Origin of the sequence: Calidithermus roseus (assembly GCF_003574095.1) — a bacterium.
GTDB classification, from domain to species: Bacteria; Deinococcota; Deinococci; order Deinococcales; family Thermaceae; genus Calidithermus; species Calidithermus roseus.
The window spans coordinates 31,555-47,745 of sequence record NZ_QWLA01000020.1; the positions used below are offsets into that span (position 1 = coordinate 31,555).

A 16,191-nucleotide genomic window follows, 5' to 3' on the forward strand; every position below is an offset into this window, starting at 1 on the left:
GCCACAATTGCCCTCAGTCTACGCCCTCGGAGAGCGCCGAAAGGGCCTCGGCATCCACGAAGAGGGTCTTGGCCCCCGTGTAGAGCACCTGTCCGGGCGCGGCCTTGCGCGGGCGCCAGACGTTCTTCTTGGCTGTGTAGTCTACCGCGACGTTGCGTTCGCCGCGGGCCTTGGAGTGATAAGCAGCGAGCTGGGCAGCGAAGAGCAGGTCGGGAAGGGGGGCAGGCTGACCCTGGGTGCGCAGGATCACGTGAGAGCCAGGGATCCCCTGGGCGTGAAACCACAAATCCATGGAGTGGGCGCTGCGGGTGAGGAAGTCGTTTTCCTTGGCGTTGCGGCCCACCCACACCGCGAAGCCGCCTGGAGAGCGCAGTCGCAGGCCGATGTGCCCTTCTTCAGATTCCTCCTTGCCTTCGAGCCTCTTGAGCAATTGGGATAAGGTGGCTTTCTCCAACTCGCTGATTTCCCGCTGCAAGGCCTCGAGCTGGGCCTGGGTGCGCGGCTGGAGCTCCATGGCCCGCTCGGCCAACGCCTCCAGGCGGCGGGCGCGGCTGTAGTAGCGCTCGGCGTTTTGGGCCGGGGTGAGGGCGGGGTCGAGGGGGATCTCGAGGGGCCTGCCACTGAAGTCCTCCAGCGTAACCGACGAGGCTCCGCTGGGAACCCGGTGCAAGTAGGCCAGCAAAACATCCCCCTTCTCCCGCAGGGAGGGCACTTCCTCCAGCCGTGCCAGGGCCTTGCGGTAGTCGTCCAGCCGAGCTTGCAGCGTGTGGATGCGCTTTTGCAGCGCTTCCCGCAGGGGGCGGCGCAGAGATTCGGCTTCCTGCCGCTCCCACTCGGCCCGAAGCTCGGCGGTGAGGGAAGTCCGCTCACCTGGGCGCTCGACCAGGCTTTTGAGGGCGCGGTAGAGGGGCTCGAGGTGCTCGGAGGTCAGCACCGTCTGCGGGGTGAGGCCCGCGCGGCGGGCCAGCTCCAGGCTAAGTTCCTTGCCCAGGCCGTCGAGATGCTTGGAGGCCGCCTGGCTCAGGCTCAGGCCGAGCAGCGGCTCGAGGTCGGCGGGCCCCGCGGTGCGCGGGTCGAGCTTTTCATAGGGCGGGGGAGGGGTGTAGGCCAGCCCAGGCCGAAGTTCGCGGAAGCGGTTGATCTCCCGCCTCACCTCGCGGTCGAGGGTGAGGATGCGGCCCTCGAGGGTGGTGAGCAGCAGGTTGGCGTTGCGCCCGGTGAGCTCGAAGACCAGGCGGGTTGGCGGGGTGTCCACGAAGCCGCTCTCGCCCTCGAACTCGAAAAAGACCACCCGGTCGAGCTTGAGCTGCTCCGCTTTGAGCAGGCGTCCTCGGGCCCTGGCCGCCAGCGAGCGCTGGAAGGCGGTTCTGGCTTCACCCTCGAGGGTGCTGGGCTCGAGGGTCAGCAAGGGGTGGGGTGGGCGGTAGCGCAGCACCAGATTGCCCAGCCCCTCGACCAACAAGGCCGCCGTGCCCTCGTCCGGGAAAGCCCAGCCCAGACTCCGCGCCGGCAAGCGTCCGGCAAACTCGCGCAGGACCGCGTTGATCAACAAACCTTCCATAGATCTCGAGAGCTTGCCAGACCCAGAAAACAGGGCAGACATGGGTGCCTGCCCTGAGACGAGGTTTATTCTACTTGGGCTTGGTGCTGAGCAAACTGATCAGGGCCAGGGCATAGACCACTACGAAGCCCAGCATGCCCAGCTCGAAGTCCACCACCTGGCCCTGGCTTTCGAGGTAGAGCTTGAGTCCCTGCAGCACGAGCCCGGCGGCTACGGCGGCAGCCGTCCATTTTAAGAAGCGTCCCAGTCCCTCCATGGGGGCTTTACTCGTAGGCGCGGTGCATGGCGTAGTATTCGGCGTTGGGTTTCCAGCCCAGGGCGTTGGCCAGGCGGTTGGTGAAGTTGAACATGGCCGCGACCTGAGCGGCTTCGAAGATGGCCTCGTCGCTGAGCCCCACGCTTCGCAGCGGCTCGAGGTCGGTTTCTTCCATGCGCGGGGAGTCGGTGGTGATCTTGAGGGCGAAGTCTAGGAGGGCGCGCTCGCGCGGGGAGATCTCCGCGCGGCGGTAGTTGGCAATGAGCACGTCGGGGAGGACCGGATCGCCGGTGAGGTCACGCAGGTAGGCCGAGTGCGAGGCCAGACAGTACTCGCACTGGTTGTGGCTCGAGACCACTACTGCGATCATCTCACGTTCGCGCCGGGAGAGATGGCCCTCTGAGCGCATGAGGTAATCGTAGTAGCCAAACCAGCGCAGCAGGTGCTCCGGCAGCAGCGCGAAATTGTGTATGACGTTGGGGACGAACCCGGTTTTCTCGACGAATTTGCCGAAAAGGGTTTGCACCTGCTCCGGCAGTTCCTCAGGCTGCGGCACCCTGAGCCATGAGGTAGCGCCGTGCCTGGGGACGCGCTGGGGTCGCGAAGGGGCTGGGGCCACGGGCACGCGGGCGCTGCGCTGGAGGATGGTGTTGATCTGGCGGATCTTCAGCCCTGTCGAGCGGGCGATCTGCACCGGACTCATACCCTGCTGGGCCAGTTGCAGCACCTCCGCAGTGAGCGCTTGGGATGGCTCGGCAGCCGTGGGCTGCTCGCTTCCCTTGCCGCGCCGCCCCCGCCGCTCCTGGCGCAGAAGGCCTTTCTCCCGCAGGGCCCTCAATACCCGCTGATAGTTGAGTTCTAGCGAGGTCGCGATGTTGATGGCAGTTTCACCTTGCTGGTAGCGGCTTTCGATCTCCGCCAGCAGCGCCTCGGGCAACTCCTGGGGCGCGCGTTTGGAGGGGGAGGTGGAGGCGTCGGGAGCTTCGGCCTGAGCCTCGGAGGAGACAATTTGTCCGGCTTTGCTTAGCAAGCTGCGCACCTGGCGAAAAGGCATCCCCGTCTCTCGAGCAATTTCGGTGGGGGTCTTGCCCTCTTGCGAAAGCGCCAGAACTTGGTCGATTACAGCATTTGAAGCCACTTACCCTCCTTGGGCCGCCCAGCGCTTGGGGGCCGATTGTTGCAAGAACGCGACGATGTCCTGGGTGCTGGTGCCGGGTCCAAACACCGCTGCGACGCCGAGAGCTTTGAGCTTGGGAACGTCCTCATCGGGAATGATCCCTCCGCCGAACAGCAGGATGTCGTCGGCCTGCTGCTCGCTCAGGAGCCGCTTGACTTCCCGGAAATAGTGCATATGAGCCCCCGAGAGGACGGACAGGCCGATGGCGTCTACGTCCTCTTGCAACGCGGCAGATACGATCATCTCCGGGGTTTGCCGCAAGCCGGTGTAGATTACTTCCATCCCCGAATCCCTCAGCGCTCGAGCGACCACCTTGGCGCCTCTGTCGTGTCCATCCAGGCCTGGTTTTGCTACTAGAACCCGAATTCTGCGGTCCATGGCCCTATCTTACGCCATATCCGCCTATATAGGCGAAAAGCGCGCTTTCTTGGAAACCAAACAACATAGCCCCCACCAAGGGGGGCTATGCCTCCAGATTGGCTCAGGCCGCGGCCAGTTGGGCTTTTCGCTCGGCCTCGCGCTTGAACTCCTCCAGGGTGACCTTGAGCAGCTTGTGGGGCTCGCCGAAGAGTGTGGCGTAGACATCGGCCACCCGCTCGAGCAGGGGAGAGGAGAAATCGACCATGCCATCGAAGTGCAGGTCTACCTGGGTGCCTTTGGGGGTCTCCTCCAGCCTGACCCAGCCACTGACGTTGAGGTCGTGTTGGGCTCCGGGAACGCTGGCGAACTCGAGGTAATGAGGCTCTTCGCGCTTGATCCCCTGGGCCACCCAGACCAGATCGACCGGCGGCATCCCGCGGGCGACGAAACGGTAACCCGTCGGCTCCTTGCGGACCTCCTTGATGTACGTAGACCAGCGGGGCCAGCTCTCGAAGTCGTTGAGCGTGTCCCAGACAAGCTGGATCGGAGCCCGAACGAAGATCTCTAGGTCTTCCTGCAGCCTCATCCGCTACCTCCTTAGAACCTGCACCTCTAACCGATGCGGACATGCCGGATGCGCCGGACGGAATGGCTGGAAACGCTTGAAGAAGTCTGTCCACAGTATAGGACAAATGTCCCTAGAATTGTAGACTTCGTTGCAAAGTTCTCGTTTGTGGTCGGTGGCTGATCGCTCATAGCCCAACGCAAGAGGCTAGTTTCGTCACGAGCCACAAAAAAGCCCCCCTCGAGGGGGGCTCAGGCTGAACTCGAGCCTAGTTATCGGACTGGGGCCGGGGCTTTGGGTTCGATGCGGTCGGCCATTTGACGGAAGACGCGGGCGATGTGGCTGCGGAAGCCGACGTGAGCCCTGGCGGCGCGGATGCTGCGGGCGATCTCGGCTTCGCGGCGGTAGGCCTCGAACTTCTGCTGGCTGATGGCGAATGCGGTGTGGAACTCGAAAGACATGCTTGCCCTCCCAGGGTTGGGTCGGGGGCTCTGCGGGCGGCTGGCAGGATGGGCCACGCGCGCCGCCCTTCAAACGGGATCGCCGCTCAAGGGCTTAAAAACGAACAGAGCCGGTCTTCTAGCCTTGCTTCCGGGCCGGTGCCTCTGTGCTGGTTGTGCTGGGGTTAGCAGTCAGAGGCGGCGAGCAGAACAGTGCCCAGGGGGTCTGGGTAGCTTTGAAGGGTTTGGATGTGCACCATTCAGTCACCTCCTCAGGGTTCTAATGTATAACGGCGTGGATATTGTATACAAGTCTCGCAGCCCTGCTTGAACTCGGACCAGATATTTATGAGCGGCCAAGCCGCCCGGTGGGCAGCAAAAAGCTCTCGGGGAGGGCTTTTGCTTTCCCCGAGCGTCGTGTGTATGCGGGTTTTGCTGGGAAAGTATGCTGAGCCCCGGAGCCAGGTCAGCGCGCGGTCCAGCCCAGGTCCATGAGCTGGGCCGAGCCGGTGATGGCGCTGGCTTTGTCGGAGGCCAGGTAGAGGGCGAACTCCGCGACCTCCTCGGGCTCGATCAGCCGCTTGATGGCGGCGGGGGCCAGCATGACCTTTTCGATGACCTCGGACTCGGGAATGCCCAGCGTGCGGCTTTGGTCGGCAATCTGGCTCTCCACGATGCCGGTACGCACGTAAGCAGGGCAGATGGCGTTGCAGGTGATGCCGTACTCGGCTACCTCGAGCGCAACCGTCTTGGTCAGGCCCAGCATGCCGTGCTTGGCCGAGATGTAGGCTGCCTTGTAGGGGCTTGCCACCAGCCCGTGCAGGCTCGAGATGTTGATGATGCGCCCCCAGCGCTTTTGCTTCATGCCCGGCAGGGTGTACTTGATGAGTTGGAAGGGAGCGGTGAGCAGCACCTGGATCATCATGTTCCAGGTCTCCTCGGGAAACTCGTCTACCGGGTGGATGCGCTGGAGCCCGGCGTTGTTGACCAGGATGTCTATGGGGCCGTGCTCGAGGGCCCGCCGGGCCAGTCCTACCACGGCTTCGGGGTCGGAGAGGTCGGCCTTGAGGAAGATCCCTCCCAGGTCGTGGGCGAGATGCTCTGCCGCAGGGGAGATGTCGTTGAGGATAACCTTAGCTCCCTCGCGAGCAAAGGCGATGGCGATGGCGCGGCCAATGCCACTGCCCGCGCCGGTAATCAGTGCAGTTTTGCCGGAGAGTTGCATGACAGTATCCTAAAGCGGTCGTACGTCGTACGTCATACGTCAAGCCTCGAGGGCCACAAGCTGCGGGCCAAAACTTAGAGCGCCAGGTAGGCCTTCTGCACCCGCTCGTCCTGGACCAGGGTACGGGCCGGGCCCGCCAGCACCACCTTGCCGTGCTCGACCACGTAGGCCCTGTCGGCGACCTCGAGCGACAGGGCCACGTTCTGCTCGACCAGCAGCACCCCCATGCCCTCGGCCTTGATGCGGGCCAGGGTGGCGAGCACCTCCTCGGCCAGCTTGGGCGAGAGGCCCAGGGAGGGCTCGTCCACCATCAGGATGCGGGGCTGGCCCATCAGGGCCCGGCCAATCGCCAGCATCTGCTGCTCCCCGCCGGAGAGGGTGCCCGCCAACTGGCCGCGGCGCTCGGCCAGGCGGGGGAAGAGGGCATAGGTGAACTCGAGGCTGCTCTGCCGCTTGTCCCAGGCCAAAAAAGCCGCACCCAGCAGCAGGTTTTCCTCCACACTCATCAGGGGGAAAAGTTGCCGCCCCTCCGGCACGTGCCCCAGGCCCATCCCGGCCCGGCGGGCGGCGGGGAGCCCCATTAGGCTTTGCCCATTCAGCCGGATTTCCCCGCTCCAGGGCCGGATCAGGCCGGAAATGGCCCGCAAGGTGGTGGTCTTGCCCGCGCCGTTGGCTCCCAGCACGGCCACCAGCTCCCCCTGACCCAGCTCGAGGCTCATCCCGAAGAGCACCTGGGCCTTGGCGTAGCCGGCGGTGAGGTCACTGACGGTGAGCTTCATGGCGTCCTCCGACGTTCAGCCTTCACGCGCTCCTCCCCAAATAAGCCTCGCGCACCCTGGGGTTGGCGGCCACTTCGTCGTAGACGCCCTGGGCGATGACCTGCCCGTAGTCCATGACCACCACCCGGTCGGCCAGGGCCCGTACTACCGGCATCAGGTGTTCGATGAACAGCACCGTCACCCCGCTGGCGCGGATCTTCCTGATCAGTTCGACCGCCTCCATGGCCTCGGCGGGCCGCAGGCCGGCCATCACTTCGTCCAGCAGCAGCAGCCTGGGCTGGGTGCAAAGCGCCCGGGCCAGCTCCAGCCGCTTGTCCTCCAGCAGCGTCAGCTCGTGGGCAGGCGTCTCGGCTTTAGGGGCTAAGCCAGTGAGCTCGAGCACCTCCTCCACGACCTTCTTCGCCTTGCTCATGGGGGTTCTGGGCTTGCCGAAAAGCGCTCCTACCAGCAGGTTCTCCCGCACGCTCATCTCGGGGAAGGGTTGCACGATCTGGAATGCTCGCCCCAGGCCGTGCCAGGCCCGCACCTCGGGAGGGGCCTGGGTCAGGTCCCGGCCCTGGAACTCGAGGCTCCCCGCGTCGGGCCGGAGCAGCCCGCAGATCAGGTTGAGCAGCGTGCTCTTGCCCGCCCCGTTGGGGCCGATCACCGCGAAGATTTCGCCTTCGCGCACCTCGAGGCTGACCTCGTTCACTGCCACCAGCCCACCGAAGCGCTTGGTCAGCCCACGCAGCCTAAGCATGCCCTCCTCCTCTGCGCCTGGAGAGCCACCCCACGAGGCCACGCGGCAGGAAGAGGATGGCCAGGATCAGCAGCACCCCGTAGACCACCAGATATCCCTCCCCGATGCGCAGCCGCAGCCAGGTCTCCAGGCTCACCAGCAACAGCCCCCCCACCAGCGGCCCCGTCGTGGTGTAGAGCCCGCCGAAGATAGGGATCACCAGCGCTTCCACTGCCCGACCCAGGCTGAAGGCGTCGTAAGGCGAGAGGAAGAGCGTCTTCATGCCGTATACACCCCCAGCCAGACCGGCGAGGGCGCTCGAGAGCAGGAAAGCCAGCAGCTTTACCCGAACCACCGGGACGCCCAGCACACGCGCCACCGGCTCCCCCTGCCGGATGGCGGCCATGGCGTAGCTGAAGCGGCTGCGGCTGACGAGATAGCTCACCAGCACGCACAGGCCCAGCACCGTGACTGCCAGGTAGTACCCGCCCAGGGGGAAGCGCCCGTCGAAGGGTGGGGCAACGATCATGCCGATGGAACCTCCGGTGAAGCCTGCCTTGAGCACGAAGGTTCGCATCACCTCGCTGAAAGCAAGGGTGGCGATGGCGAAGTACATCCCGTGCAGGCGCAGCGTCGCCAGGCCCAGCAGGAAACTGCCCACGGCGGCGACGGCGGCCCCGGCCAGCAGGCTCGGCAAGGTGCCTATCAGCGGAGCGGTCAGGGCAGCAGTATAGGCCCCCAGGCCGAAGAAAGCCCCGTGGGCCAGCGAGAGTTGCCCAGTCCGGGCCAGCAGGTCCCACGACAGCGCCAACCCGCTGAGTAGGAAAGCGAACTGAGCGGTGTCCAGCGCGAAGGCTTGCCAGCTTCCCAAAGGCAGCGCGGGCAGGATCAGGGCCAGGAGCAATAAGACGCCCGCGAGGATCATCGAAACCTCCAGCTTCGGTAGGTCAGGCTGACGAAGATCACCAAGAAGAAGACTGCCTCAACCCAACCCCCTCCACCCGGCACGTAGGTGCTCACGAAGGCCTCGGCCATGGCCAGCACGATGGCGGCTGGGATCACTCCCCGCAAGTTGCCCAACCCCGCCATCACGATGATGGCGAAGGCTTTGAGGGTGTAGGCGAAGCCGATGGTGGGCGAGGCGTAGAGCATCACCGAGAGCATGACCCCCGCGATCCCGGCCAGCGCTGCCGAGAGCCCGAAAGCGATCAGGTAGATCCGCTGGGTCTCGATCCCCAACAGCCCCGGAGCGAGCCGGTTCTGTGCCACCGCCCGCACGGCGAAACCCAGCCGGGTGCGCCCCAGGAACCAGTACAGCCCGCCGAGCAGCGCCACCGAAAGCACGAAGGAAGCGAAGGGCACTACTCCGAAGGAGAGCCCCAGCAGGCTGATGGTGCTGCCCTGGTAGGGCGGGCTGACCACGCGGGTATCGGCCCCGAAGAGCAGCAGCGCCAGGTTTTGCAAGGCGATGGAGAGGCCGAAGGTCAGGAGCATCTGGTTGAGTTCGGGCGCGGCCAGCACGGGCCGGATGAGCCCGTAGTAGCTGATGGCTCCGGCCACGAAGACCGCGATGGCTGCCACCCCTAGCGCGATCAGGGGGTCGAGGCCCTGGGCGGCGAACAGGAAGTAGGAGACGAAGGCACCGAGCATCAGGAACTCGCCGTGAGCGAAGTTCACGATGCCGACCACGCCTACTGCCAGGGCCAGCCCGCTGGCGACCAGGGCGTATACCCCAGCCGCCAGCAGTCCGTTGATGAGGGTTTGCAGGATGGTTTCCACAGAGCTATAGGGGGTACGAGGTTGGGGCGGTTCACCAACCGCCCCAACGCGGGTCAGTAGCTACCAGGGTAGCGGATCGGGCGGGCAGCTCCCTGAACGGGGTAGACCTGACGACGCGCGCCACCGAGGTACTGGAACTGGAACCAGATGCTCGAGTCGAAGCCCTGGTATTTGGTCTTTCCGGTGTCGGAGGGCTTGAAAGCCAGCGGGCCGAAGGGGGTGTTGAGCTTGACTTTGGCCAGAGCCTCGGCCACCTTGTCCTTCTCAGCACTGCCCGCCGCAGTGATGGCTGCCGTGAGGGCCTTGACGATGGTGTAGCCCATGGGAGCCATGTACTCCTCGGTGACCTCGCCGTATTTCTTCTTGTAAGCAGCGACGAAGTTGCGCGACTCCTGGTTGGAGACCGAAGGCAGCCAGGCACTCATGCCCACGACGTCGTTGCTGTTGGGGTTCTTATCGAAGCCAATGGGCCAGGCCGGGGGTGCGCCGTAGATCAGCTTGGGCTTGAGACCCACCTGACGGGCCTGGGTGGCGATGGGAAGGGCATCCCAGTCGTAGCCGATCCAGTAGAGGATGTCGGGTTGGAAGGACTTGAAGCGCGTCAGGATGGCAGTGAAGTTGCCGCTATTGGTTTTGAAGGGCTCGGCCTGTACCTCATAGCCCGCGTCCTGCAGGAGCTTGCGGTAGGTGGGCATCCCCGCTGAGCCGAAGGGGCCGTCTTCGTAGAGGATGGCGATCTTGCGGGCTCCCTGGCCGTAGAGGTACTTGAAGAAGTCCATGGCCGCGGCGACGTTGTGATAGTCCCAGGGATGGAAGTGGAAGAAGTCGTCGTAGCCGGTGAAGGCGTTCTCTACCAGCGAGCTGGCGGCGCCGATGGCCAAAAACAGCGGCTTGTACTGCTTGACCGGGCCGGCCATGGCCAGGGTGGGGCCCGAGCCCAACCCGCCGATGACGATGTCCACCTTGTCTACGGTGAGCAGCTTGGTCAGGGCGGGGACCGCCTTGTCGGCGGCATTGCCGTCGTCCACGCTGACGATCTCGAACCTGACCTTGCCCGCTGCGGTGGCTTCGTCGGCGGCGAGCTGGATGCCGTTGAGGGCGGCCTTTCCGCCCACGGTCGAAAGCGGCAGGATAACCCCCACCTTCACGCTGGTCTGGGCCAGGCTCAGGCCCATGACCGCAACGGCTGTGCTTGCTAAAACCCATAGTTTCTTCATGGTTTGCCTCCTCGAACTTCAGCGCCTGCGCTGTTGGTTCGCGCTGGTGTGCTTCACGCGGGCTCCTCGTAGAGCACCGTGGCCTCGCCTTCGATCACCCGCTCGCCGTGCTGGTTGGTGCAGAGGGTTTGCAGGGTGAGGATGGGTTTGTCCTCGCGAATAGCCGTGACGGTGACGGTGGCGGTGATGGTGTCGCCGATGTGGGTAGGGCGCAGGAACTTCAGGCTCTGGCCCAGGTAGACTGCGCCCACGCCCGGCAACTTGGTGCCGATGCAGGTCGAGATCAGCCCGGCCACCAGGATGCCCTGGGCGATGCGCTCACCGAAGCGGCTTTTCCGGGCGTACTCGGCGTCCACGTGCAGCGGGTTGGTGTCGCCCACCGCGCCGACGAACATGGCGATGCTGGCCTCGGTGATGGTCTGGGTATAGCTGCCGGAGTCGCCTACCTTGAACTTCACGCCTTCACCTCCAGAAAGCTGCGGATGAGCCGGGCCAGGCTCGAGGTGTCCTCGAGCGCCGCCACGTGCCCCACGGCGCTCAGGATGTGGTGCCGCGCGCCAGGGATGGCCTGGGCGATCTCCTGGCCGTAGCGCGGCGGGAAGAGCAGGTCCTCCTCGCCCGAGACCACCAGGGTCGGGACGTTGACGCCCGCTAGGCGGGGCCGCAGGTCGCCCAGGGTCAGGAAGCCTGTGATCAGGTTGTGCTGGGCTGCTTCGGTGGGCGCCGCGGCGAACATCTGCTCGAGGGAGGAGGGGCTGTTCACCTCAGGGTGGGCCTCGAGATAGGCCCGGCCCCAGATCCACGGCAGCGCCACCCGCAGCCGCCCCATGGTGCCGCCCCACTCCAACGCCAGCCGCCAGCTTTCGACCTTGGCCCGGATCAGGGGGTCCAGGCGGGGCGTGGTGCATAGCAGGATCAGGCTTTGCAGCCCTCTGGGCCGCTGGGATGCGAAGACCTGAGCGACCACACCGCCGTTGGAGAGCCCCAGCAGATGATAGCGCTCGAGGCCGAGCGCCTCGAGCAGGGCCTCGAGGTCCTGGGCGTGGAGTTCGGGCGTATAGGCCCCCTCCGGCACGGCGCTGCGCCCCTGGCCGCGCATGTCGTAGCGCAAGACCGTGAAGCCCCCTGGTGCACAGGCTTCGTCCCGTTCCGAAGGGGATCGTCCGCGTAGGTGCGGCATCAGGGGATCCCAGGCCTCGACCCGCTGGAAGATGCCGTTGGCGAGCACGAGGACGGGGCCGCTGCCCTCGAGCTGGTAATAGAGTTTGGTGCCGTTGACCGCGATCTCAGGCATGGGTCCTCCCGTAGCGCTCGGCCAGCTCGCCCTTGAGGATCTTGCCGGGGGCACTCTTGGGAAGTTCGTCGAGGAAGACGAAGTGCTTGGGCACCTTGTAAGCAGCCAGGCGGCTCCTGAGAAAGCTGCGCAGCTCGTCTTCCGTCAGCGCCCCGCCACCCTTGAGCACCACGCAGGCCAGCCCGACCTCGCCCCACTGGGCATCGGGAACACCAATTACGGCGCACTCCTGCACCAGGGGATGGTCGTATAGAGCCCGCTCGACCTCGATGGGGTAGACGTTTTCCCCGCCCGAGATGAACATCTCCTTGCTGCGCCCGACGATGAAGTAACGTCCGGCCTCGTCGCGCTGGGCCAGGTCGCCGGTGCGCAGCCAGATTCGCCCTTGCTGCTCGAGCAGAACCTTCGCGCTGTCCTCCGGGCGCGCGAAATACCCGCTCATCACGGTGGGCCCGCTCAGCCACAGTTCCCCGGTCCCCGCCCCCTGCACCTCCTGGCCCTCGGCATCCACCAGCCGCGCCCACAGGTGGGGCATGGGTCGGCCCACCGACTCGGGAAACTGCTCGGCTTCACCGGGCTCGAGGGTGAAGCAGTTGACCCCACACTCGGTCAGGCCGTAGCCCTGTCGGAAGCGAATACCCTTGGCGGCGTAGGCTTCTCGCACGGGGGCCGGGCAGGGCGCTCCGCCCGAGATGGCCCAGCGCACGCTGGAGAAGTCGGTGTGGGCGAAGTCGGGGTGACTGGCGAGCATCTGGTACATGGTGGGTACTAGGAACAGCAGGCTGGGCCGCTGCTGGCCGACCCAGGCCAAGTACTCGGCGGGGTCGAACCTCTCCTGAATCATCACGCTGCCCCCTAGGTACAGAAGGGGTGTGCACAGCGCGTTGAGGGCAGCGTGAAACATCGGCGTGGCGACGATATAGCGGTCCTGCGGGCTCAGGCCCCAGGTCATGGCGGTCTGGGCGGCGTTGACCAGCAACTGGCGGTAGGGCAGCATGGCCCCCTTGGGCAGCCCGGTGGTGCCGCCGGTGAACAGGATGAGCGCGGTATCCTCCAGCCCCGCTGTGAAGGGGGTAAACCCGGCAGCGGGCAGGGCCTGCAATTCCTCGAGCGGCCTCGCCCCAGGGTCTAACCGCCGGGCCGCTTCCTCCTGTCCCGGCCCGAAGAACAGCGCCCTGGGCTGGGTGTACTCCATCAGCCCCTGCAACTCGGCCAGGCTCAGCCGGTGGTTGAGGAAGGTGGGCACGAAGCCCAAGAGCGCAGCGGCAAAGTAGAGCTCGAGGTAGCCCAGGTGGTTGGGGCTGAGCACCGCTACCCGCTCCCCCTGGCCCACACCCAGCCCGGCCAGCGACCCTGCCGCCCGCCGAACCCGGGCGTACAGCTCACCATAGCCAATCCAGCTTCCCCGCCAGTAGACCGCCGGGCGCTCAGGGTGGTAGGCCGCCAGGCGCTCGAGCCAGTTGGCGTTGAGTTCCATCAGGTCTCCTCCAAAGAGCCATTTACCCGCTCTTCCCAGCGCAGCACTGCCGCGCCCCAGTGGTAGCCCACGCCCGCCGCCGCCAGCGCGATGAGGCTGCCGGGGCCGATGCTTCCGGCTTCGCGGGCCAGCTTGAGCGAGAGGATGGGGTCGAGCTGGCCCAGATGACCGTAGTCGCAGAGGTAGATGCTCTGCGACTCGCTCAGGCCCAGCCTCTCGAGCACCGCTCGGTGGGCCGAGGGCTTCATGTGCAGCAGCGCCAGGTAGTCGAGGTCGGCGGGGGTGTAGCCCGCGTCCTGCAGGGCCCCGCCGATGACCTCGAGAAAGCCCGAGATGGAAACGGCCTCTAGCCGCGATTTCATCAGCTCGGGTTCGGCCACCCGCAGCCTGTACTGCCCGACGTTTTCGGGGCTCAGCGGCTCGGCGGTTCCACCTACCGGAACCCGCACTGTCTGGGCCAGCACCGCATCGGTCTTGAGCCGGGTGGAGCGCAGCCGGATGCCCGGTCCCTCCCGGCTCAGCACGGCGGCCCCGCCCCCGGCGGCCAGGTCGTACATGAAGCGCACATCGGGGTCGGTGTAGTCGATCAGGTCGCCGTTGCGGTAGCCTCCTGCGATCAGCACGTGCTGCACCTCGGCTCGAGCGGCGAACAGTCCCTCGGCGACTGCCAGGGCGGTGATGAAGGTGGCGCACTTCTGGTTGATGTCGAAGGCCCAGGCCCGCTCGGCCCCGACCATTTGCGCGATGAGGGGGGCGCTGGTCCAGACCGGGTAATCCTTGTGCTCGTCGGTGATGCTGATGACCACGTCGACGGCGCTGGCCTCGAGCCCGGCTTCCTCCAGCGCTCGTGCCGCAGCCCACCCGGCCATGCGGGCGGGGTGGTCGCCGGGGCCGGGAACCGGCTTCTGATGGATGCCCAGCTTCTCCCGCACCACCCACTCCGGCAAACCGCTCGCCGCAGCGATGGCGCCGCTGGTCATGCGCGGTGCAGGCAAGTAGACTCCAAGGCCCCGTAGGTAAGGCATCACAAAACCCCTCGAGTTCGATTGAGCCCGAGTCTACCGGGGGGGTGTTACAGAGTTGTTACACGGGTGCAGGACGCCGATAGCTGAACACAAAACGCCGTAGGGGCGACTGGCTGGTTGGCCCTACGGTGTCATGCGTTTGGCGCTTTGCCTGGAGCGTACGACGTAGGACGTACGACCCCGATGGCATATGATGCCTCCGGTATGCGTGCGCTGCTTTCGGTTTCCAACAAGGTGGGGCTGGTGGAGTTCGCCCGCGAGCTGGCGGCTTTGGGCTTCGAGCTGGTCTCCACGGGTGGGACGCACAAGGCCCTTCAGGACGCGGGGTTGAAGGTTGTCTACGTCTCCGACGTCACCGGCTTTCCCGAGATTCTCGATGGGCGGGTCAAGACCCTGCACCCCAATATCCACGCTGGGCTTCTGGCGACGCGCAGCGCCGAGCACCAGGCCCAGCTCGAGCAGCACGGAATCACCCGCATCGACCTGCTGTGTGTCAACCTATACCCCTTCCGTCAGACCGTGCGCAAGGGGGCGAGTTTCGAGGAGTGCATCGAGAACATCGACATCGGGGGGCCGGCCATGCTGCGGGCGGCAGCCAAGAACCACGCCGCCGTGTTGCCGGTGTGTGACCCCGCCGATTACCCACGCGTGCTCGAGGCCCTGCGCAACGGGGTAAACAGTGGTCTGCGTCAGGAACTCGCCTACAAGGCCTTCGCCCACACCGCCGCTTACGATGCAGCCATCGCCGAATTTCTGGGTCAGGAGAAGTTTAGGCCCAGCCTCACACTCGCGCTCGAGCGCGTCAGCGAGCTGCGCTACGGGGAGAACCCCCACCAGGAAGCGGCACTCTACCGCCTACAGGGCGAGACCGGCCCGGTGCTCGACGCCGAGGTGTTGGCCGGAAAGCCCATGGGCTTCAACAATTACGCCGACGCCGACGCGGCCTGGGCGCTGGTGAGCGAGTTCGACGAGCCCGCATGCGTGTGCATCAAGCACGCCAACCCCTGTGGGGTGGCGGTGGCCGCCGACGCCAGAACGGCCTGGGAACGCGCCCGCGACGCCGACACCCTCTCGGTCTTCGGCGGGGTGGTGGCCCTCAACCGGCCCGTGGACCTCGAGACTGCCCAGGCCACCCGTGGCACCTTCCTCGAGGTCCTCATCGCCCCCGAGGTGAGCCCTGAAGCCCTGGAGTGGTTCAAGGCCAAGAAGCCCGACCTGCGGGTGCTGGTGGCCGGGCCCAGCCGCTTCGGCCCGCTGGAATACCGCCCGATCCTGGGCGGCTTCCTGGTGCAGGACCGCGATGTTCAGGTCTGGGGCGGCCTCGAGCCCCGCGTGGTGACGGTGCGCGAGCCCACCGCGCAGGAGTGGCGCGACCTCGAGTTCGCCTGGAAGGTGGGCAAGCACGCCCGCTCCAACAACGTGGTGCTTGCCAAGGACGGCGTGACGGTGGGTATTGGCACCGGCGCGGTGAGCCGCATCTGGGCCGCCGAGCGCGCTATCCTCAACGCCGGGGAGCGGGCTAAGGGCGCGGTGCTCGCCTCCGAGGCCTTCTTCCCCTTCGACGACGTGGTGCGCGCCGCCGCCGCCGCTGGGATCAAGGCCATCGTCCAGCCCGGCGGGGCCAAGCGCGACCTCGAGGTCATCGCCGCCGCCGACGAGCTGGGCGTGGCGATGGTGTTCACGGGCTCGAGGCACTTCAAGCACTGAGCAGGCTTCGCCTTTAACGTTAAGCAGAATGGCTCCAGTTGAGCTTAGAATGGTTGCATGTCAACTGAGAGCTCCTTCGACTGGAGCCAGCCAGTCCCCCGGCTTTCAGGCTATGACTTTAGCCGTAAACCACGCTGGCAGGGGCACTGGGGAGGCTACCTCAGCGGCTATAACGCCCGTTATTTCCTCGAATACGACCACCCAGCCGGCACAGCTCGCCTGTGGGTTTTCTGCCAGCCCATCTTCGGCACTCGAGGCTGGTACGGCGAAGGCCCGGCCAGCTACGATCCCGCCGGTCCCAGCATCCGCTTCAGCGTCCAGGGCATCCGCCACGACCCCCGCAGCGGGCAACCCCTCACCATCCTCCGCTGCACGGGGGAAGCAAAGGACATGCCCGACCACGTCGGCCTGAAGCTAAACCCTTCTGAAAAACCGCTGTCGGAGCGGAGGCTTACCAACCCTCCCTCCACCCAAACTTCTACCCCGACCGCGACCATGCCGAACAGAGCCTACGGCAGCCTTCGGCCATTGGCAATCAGCGCAGGCGCTTGAGGTATTCCATGGCCGCCGCCAGCGGGTCCTTCTCGACCACCCAATCGGGCTCCACGCCC

18 protein-coding genes are annotated in these 16,191 nt (G+C 65.8%); 2 read left to right on the forward strand and 16 right to left on the reverse strand.

Going from position 1 to position 16,191, the window contains the following annotated elements; genetic code table 11:
- Window positions 1-13: 13 nt before the first annotated feature.
- The 16 genes from Mrose_RS06800 to Mrose_RS06875 all read right to left on the reverse strand — a co-directional run bounded on the left by Mrose_RS06800 (window position 14) and on the right by Mrose_RS06875 (window position 13,873).
- Window positions 14-1,561, reverse strand: coding sequence for an Rqc2 family fibronectin-binding protein (locus Mrose_RS06800; RefSeq protein ID WP_119276753.1), 1,548 nt, complete (start codon window positions 1,559-1,561; stop codon window positions 14-16).
- A 70-nt stretch (window positions 1,562-1,631) separates the two neighbouring features.
- Window positions 1,632-1,817: a hypothetical protein gene (locus Mrose_RS06805; RefSeq protein ID WP_119276755.1), complete on the reverse strand. Its 186-nt coding sequence runs from the start codon at window positions 1,815-1,817 to the stop codon at window positions 1,632-1,634.
- A gap of 7 nt (window positions 1,818-1,824) precedes the next feature.
- Window positions 1,825-2,955 (reverse strand): peroxidase-related enzyme, encoded by a 1,131-nt coding sequence (locus Mrose_RS19375; protein WP_245969643.1) that lies wholly within the window; start codon window positions 2,953-2,955, stop codon window positions 1,825-1,827.
- A complete protein-coding gene (locus Mrose_RS06815; protein WP_119276757.1) occupies window positions 2,956-3,372 on the reverse strand; it encodes a cobalamin B12-binding domain-containing protein in 417 nt (138 codons plus the stop codon).
- Window positions 3,373-3,475: 103 nt separating this feature from the next.
- Complete coding sequence (locus tag Mrose_RS06820) at window positions 3,476-3,940, reverse strand: SRPBCC family protein (protein ID WP_119276759.1); 465 nt, start codon at window positions 3,938-3,940, stop codon at window positions 3,476-3,478.
- A 251-nt stretch (window positions 3,941-4,191) separates the two neighbouring features.
- Window positions 4,192-4,380, reverse strand: a complete 189-nt coding sequence (locus tag Mrose_RS06825; protein WP_119276761.1) for a hypothetical protein — start codon at window positions 4,378-4,380, stop codon at window positions 4,192-4,194.
- A gap of 445 nt (window positions 4,381-4,825) precedes the next feature.
- On the reverse strand, window positions 4,826-5,584 hold the full coding sequence (locus tag Mrose_RS06830; RefSeq protein ID WP_119276762.1) for a 3-hydroxybutyrate dehydrogenase: 759 nt from the start codon (window positions 5,582-5,584) through the stop codon (window positions 4,826-4,828).
- 74 nt (window positions 5,585-5,658) lie between these two features.
- Window positions 5,659-6,363, reverse strand: coding sequence for an ABC transporter ATP-binding protein (locus Mrose_RS06835; protein WP_119276764.1), 705 nt, complete (start codon window positions 6,361-6,363; stop codon window positions 5,659-5,661).
- Between the two features lie 22 nt (window positions 6,364-6,385).
- Entirely contained in the window at window positions 6,386-7,102 is a 717-nt protein-coding gene (locus Mrose_RS06840; RefSeq protein ID WP_119276766.1) for an ABC transporter ATP-binding protein, read from the reverse strand.
- A complete protein-coding gene (locus Mrose_RS06845) occupies window positions 7,095-8,006 on the reverse strand; it encodes a branched-chain amino acid ABC transporter permease (RefSeq protein ID WP_119276767.1) in 912 nt (303 codons plus the stop codon). The genes Mrose_RS06840 and Mrose_RS06845 overlap by 8 nt, the downstream gene beginning before the upstream one ends.
- Window positions 8,003-8,860, reverse strand: a complete 858-nt coding sequence (locus tag Mrose_RS06850; RefSeq protein WP_119276769.1) for a branched-chain amino acid ABC transporter permease — start codon at window positions 8,858-8,860, stop codon at window positions 8,003-8,005. Before Mrose_RS06850 ends, Mrose_RS06845 begins: the two co-directional genes overlap by 4 nt.
- Window positions 8,861-8,913: 53 nt before the next feature.
- Window positions 8,914-10,077, reverse strand: a complete 1,164-nt coding sequence (locus Mrose_RS06855; RefSeq protein ID WP_119276771.1) for an ABC transporter substrate-binding protein — start codon at window positions 10,075-10,077, stop codon at window positions 8,914-8,916.
- Window positions 10,078-10,130: 53 nt separating this feature from the next.
- Window positions 10,131-10,535 (reverse strand): MaoC family dehydratase, encoded by a 405-nt coding sequence (locus Mrose_RS06860; protein ID WP_119276773.1) that lies wholly within the window; start codon window positions 10,533-10,535, stop codon window positions 10,131-10,133.
- Window positions 10,532-11,371, reverse strand: a complete 840-nt coding sequence (locus tag Mrose_RS06865; protein WP_119276775.1) for an alpha/beta fold hydrolase — start codon at window positions 11,369-11,371, stop codon at window positions 10,532-10,534. The genes Mrose_RS06860 and Mrose_RS06865 overlap by 4 nt, the downstream gene beginning before the upstream one ends.
- Complete coding sequence (locus tag Mrose_RS06870; RefSeq protein ID WP_119276777.1) at window positions 11,364-12,848, reverse strand: class I adenylate-forming enzyme family protein; 1,485 nt, start codon at window positions 12,846-12,848, stop codon at window positions 11,364-11,366. Before Mrose_RS06870 ends, Mrose_RS06865 begins: the two co-directional genes overlap by 8 nt.
- Window positions 12,848-13,873 carry a 3-oxoacyl-ACP synthase gene (locus tag Mrose_RS06875; protein WP_119276779.1) on the reverse strand — a complete coding sequence of 342 codons (1,026 nt, stop codon included), beginning with the start codon at window positions 13,871-13,873 and terminating at the stop codon, window positions 12,848-12,850. The genes Mrose_RS06870 and Mrose_RS06875 overlap by 1 nt, the downstream gene beginning before the upstream one ends.
- A 204-nt stretch (window positions 13,874-14,077) precedes the next feature.
- Here Mrose_RS06875 and purH point away from each other — a divergent pair, with 204 nt between their 5' ends.
- Both purH and Mrose_RS06885 read left to right on the forward strand, forming a co-directional pair.
- Window positions 14,078-15,580 carry a bifunctional phosphoribosylaminoimidazolecarboxamide formyltransferase/IMP cyclohydrolase gene (purH, locus tag Mrose_RS06880; protein ID WP_119276781.1) on the forward strand — a complete coding sequence of 501 codons (1,503 nt, stop codon included), beginning with the start codon at window positions 14,078-14,080 and terminating at the stop codon, window positions 15,578-15,580.
- Window positions 15,581-15,637: 57 nt separating this feature from the next.
- Window positions 15,638-16,132: a hypothetical protein gene (locus Mrose_RS06885; RefSeq protein WP_119276783.1), complete on the forward strand. Its 495-nt coding sequence runs from the start codon at window positions 15,638-15,640 to the stop codon at window positions 16,130-16,132.
- Window positions 16,133-16,191 lie beyond the last annotated feature (59 nt).

Bases quoted from the DNA above. Each gene is read 5' to 3' on its own strand.
- Mrose_RS06840 (WP_119276766.1), bottom strand. From the start codon at position 7,102: ATGCTTAGGCTGCGTGGGCTGACCAAGCGCTTCGGTGGGCTGGTGGCA.
- purH (WP_119276781.1), top strand. From the start codon at position 14,078: ATGCGTGCGCTGCTTTCGGTTTCCAACAAGGTGGGGCTGGTGGAGTTC.
- Mrose_RS06855 (WP_119276771.1), bottom strand. From the start codon at position 10,077: ATGAAGAAACTATGGGTTTTAGCAAGCACAGCCGTTGCGGTCATGGGC.
- Mrose_RS06805 (WP_119276755.1), bottom strand. From the start codon at position 1,817: ATGGAGGGACTGGGACGCTTCTTAAAATGGACGGCTGCCGCCGTAGCC.
- Mrose_RS06825 (WP_119276761.1), bottom strand. From the start codon at position 4,380: ATGTCTTTCGAGTTCCACACCGCATTCGCCATCAGCCAGCAGAAGTTC.
- Mrose_RS06800 (WP_119276753.1), bottom strand. From the start codon at position 1,561: ATGGAAGGTTTGTTGATCAACGCGGTCCTGCGCGAGTTTGCCGGACGC.
- Mrose_RS06835 (WP_119276764.1), bottom strand. From the start codon at position 6,363: ATGAAGCTCACCGTCAGTGACCTCACCGCCGGCTACGCCAAGGCCCAG.
- Mrose_RS06815 (WP_119276757.1), bottom strand. From the start codon at position 3,372: ATGGACCGCAGAATTCGGGTTCTAGTAGCAAAACCAGGCCTGGATGGA.
- Mrose_RS06820 (WP_119276759.1), bottom strand. From the start codon at position 3,940: ATGAGGCTGCAGGAAGACCTAGAGATCTTCGTTCGGGCTCCGATCCAG.
- Mrose_RS06865 (WP_119276775.1), bottom strand. From the start codon at position 11,371: ATGCCTGAGATCGCGGTCAACGGCACCAAACTCTATTACCAGCTCGAG.
- Mrose_RS06845 (WP_119276767.1), bottom strand. From the start codon at position 8,006: ATGATCCTCGCGGGCGTCTTATTGCTCCTGGCCCTGATCCTGCCCGCG.
- Mrose_RS06830 (WP_119276762.1), bottom strand. From the start codon at position 5,584: ATGCAACTCTCCGGCAAAACTGCACTGATTACCGGCGCGGGCAGTGGC.
- Mrose_RS06885 (WP_119276783.1), top strand. From the start codon at position 15,638: ATGTCAACTGAGAGCTCCTTCGACTGGAGCCAGCCAGTCCCCCGGCTT.
- Mrose_RS06870 (WP_119276777.1), bottom strand. From the start codon at position 12,848: ATGGAACTCAACGCCAACTGGCTCGAGCGCCTGGCGGCCTACCACCCT.
- Mrose_RS06875 (WP_119276779.1), bottom strand. From the start codon at position 13,873: ATGCCTTACCTACGGGGCCTTGGAGTCTACTTGCCTGCACCGCGCATG.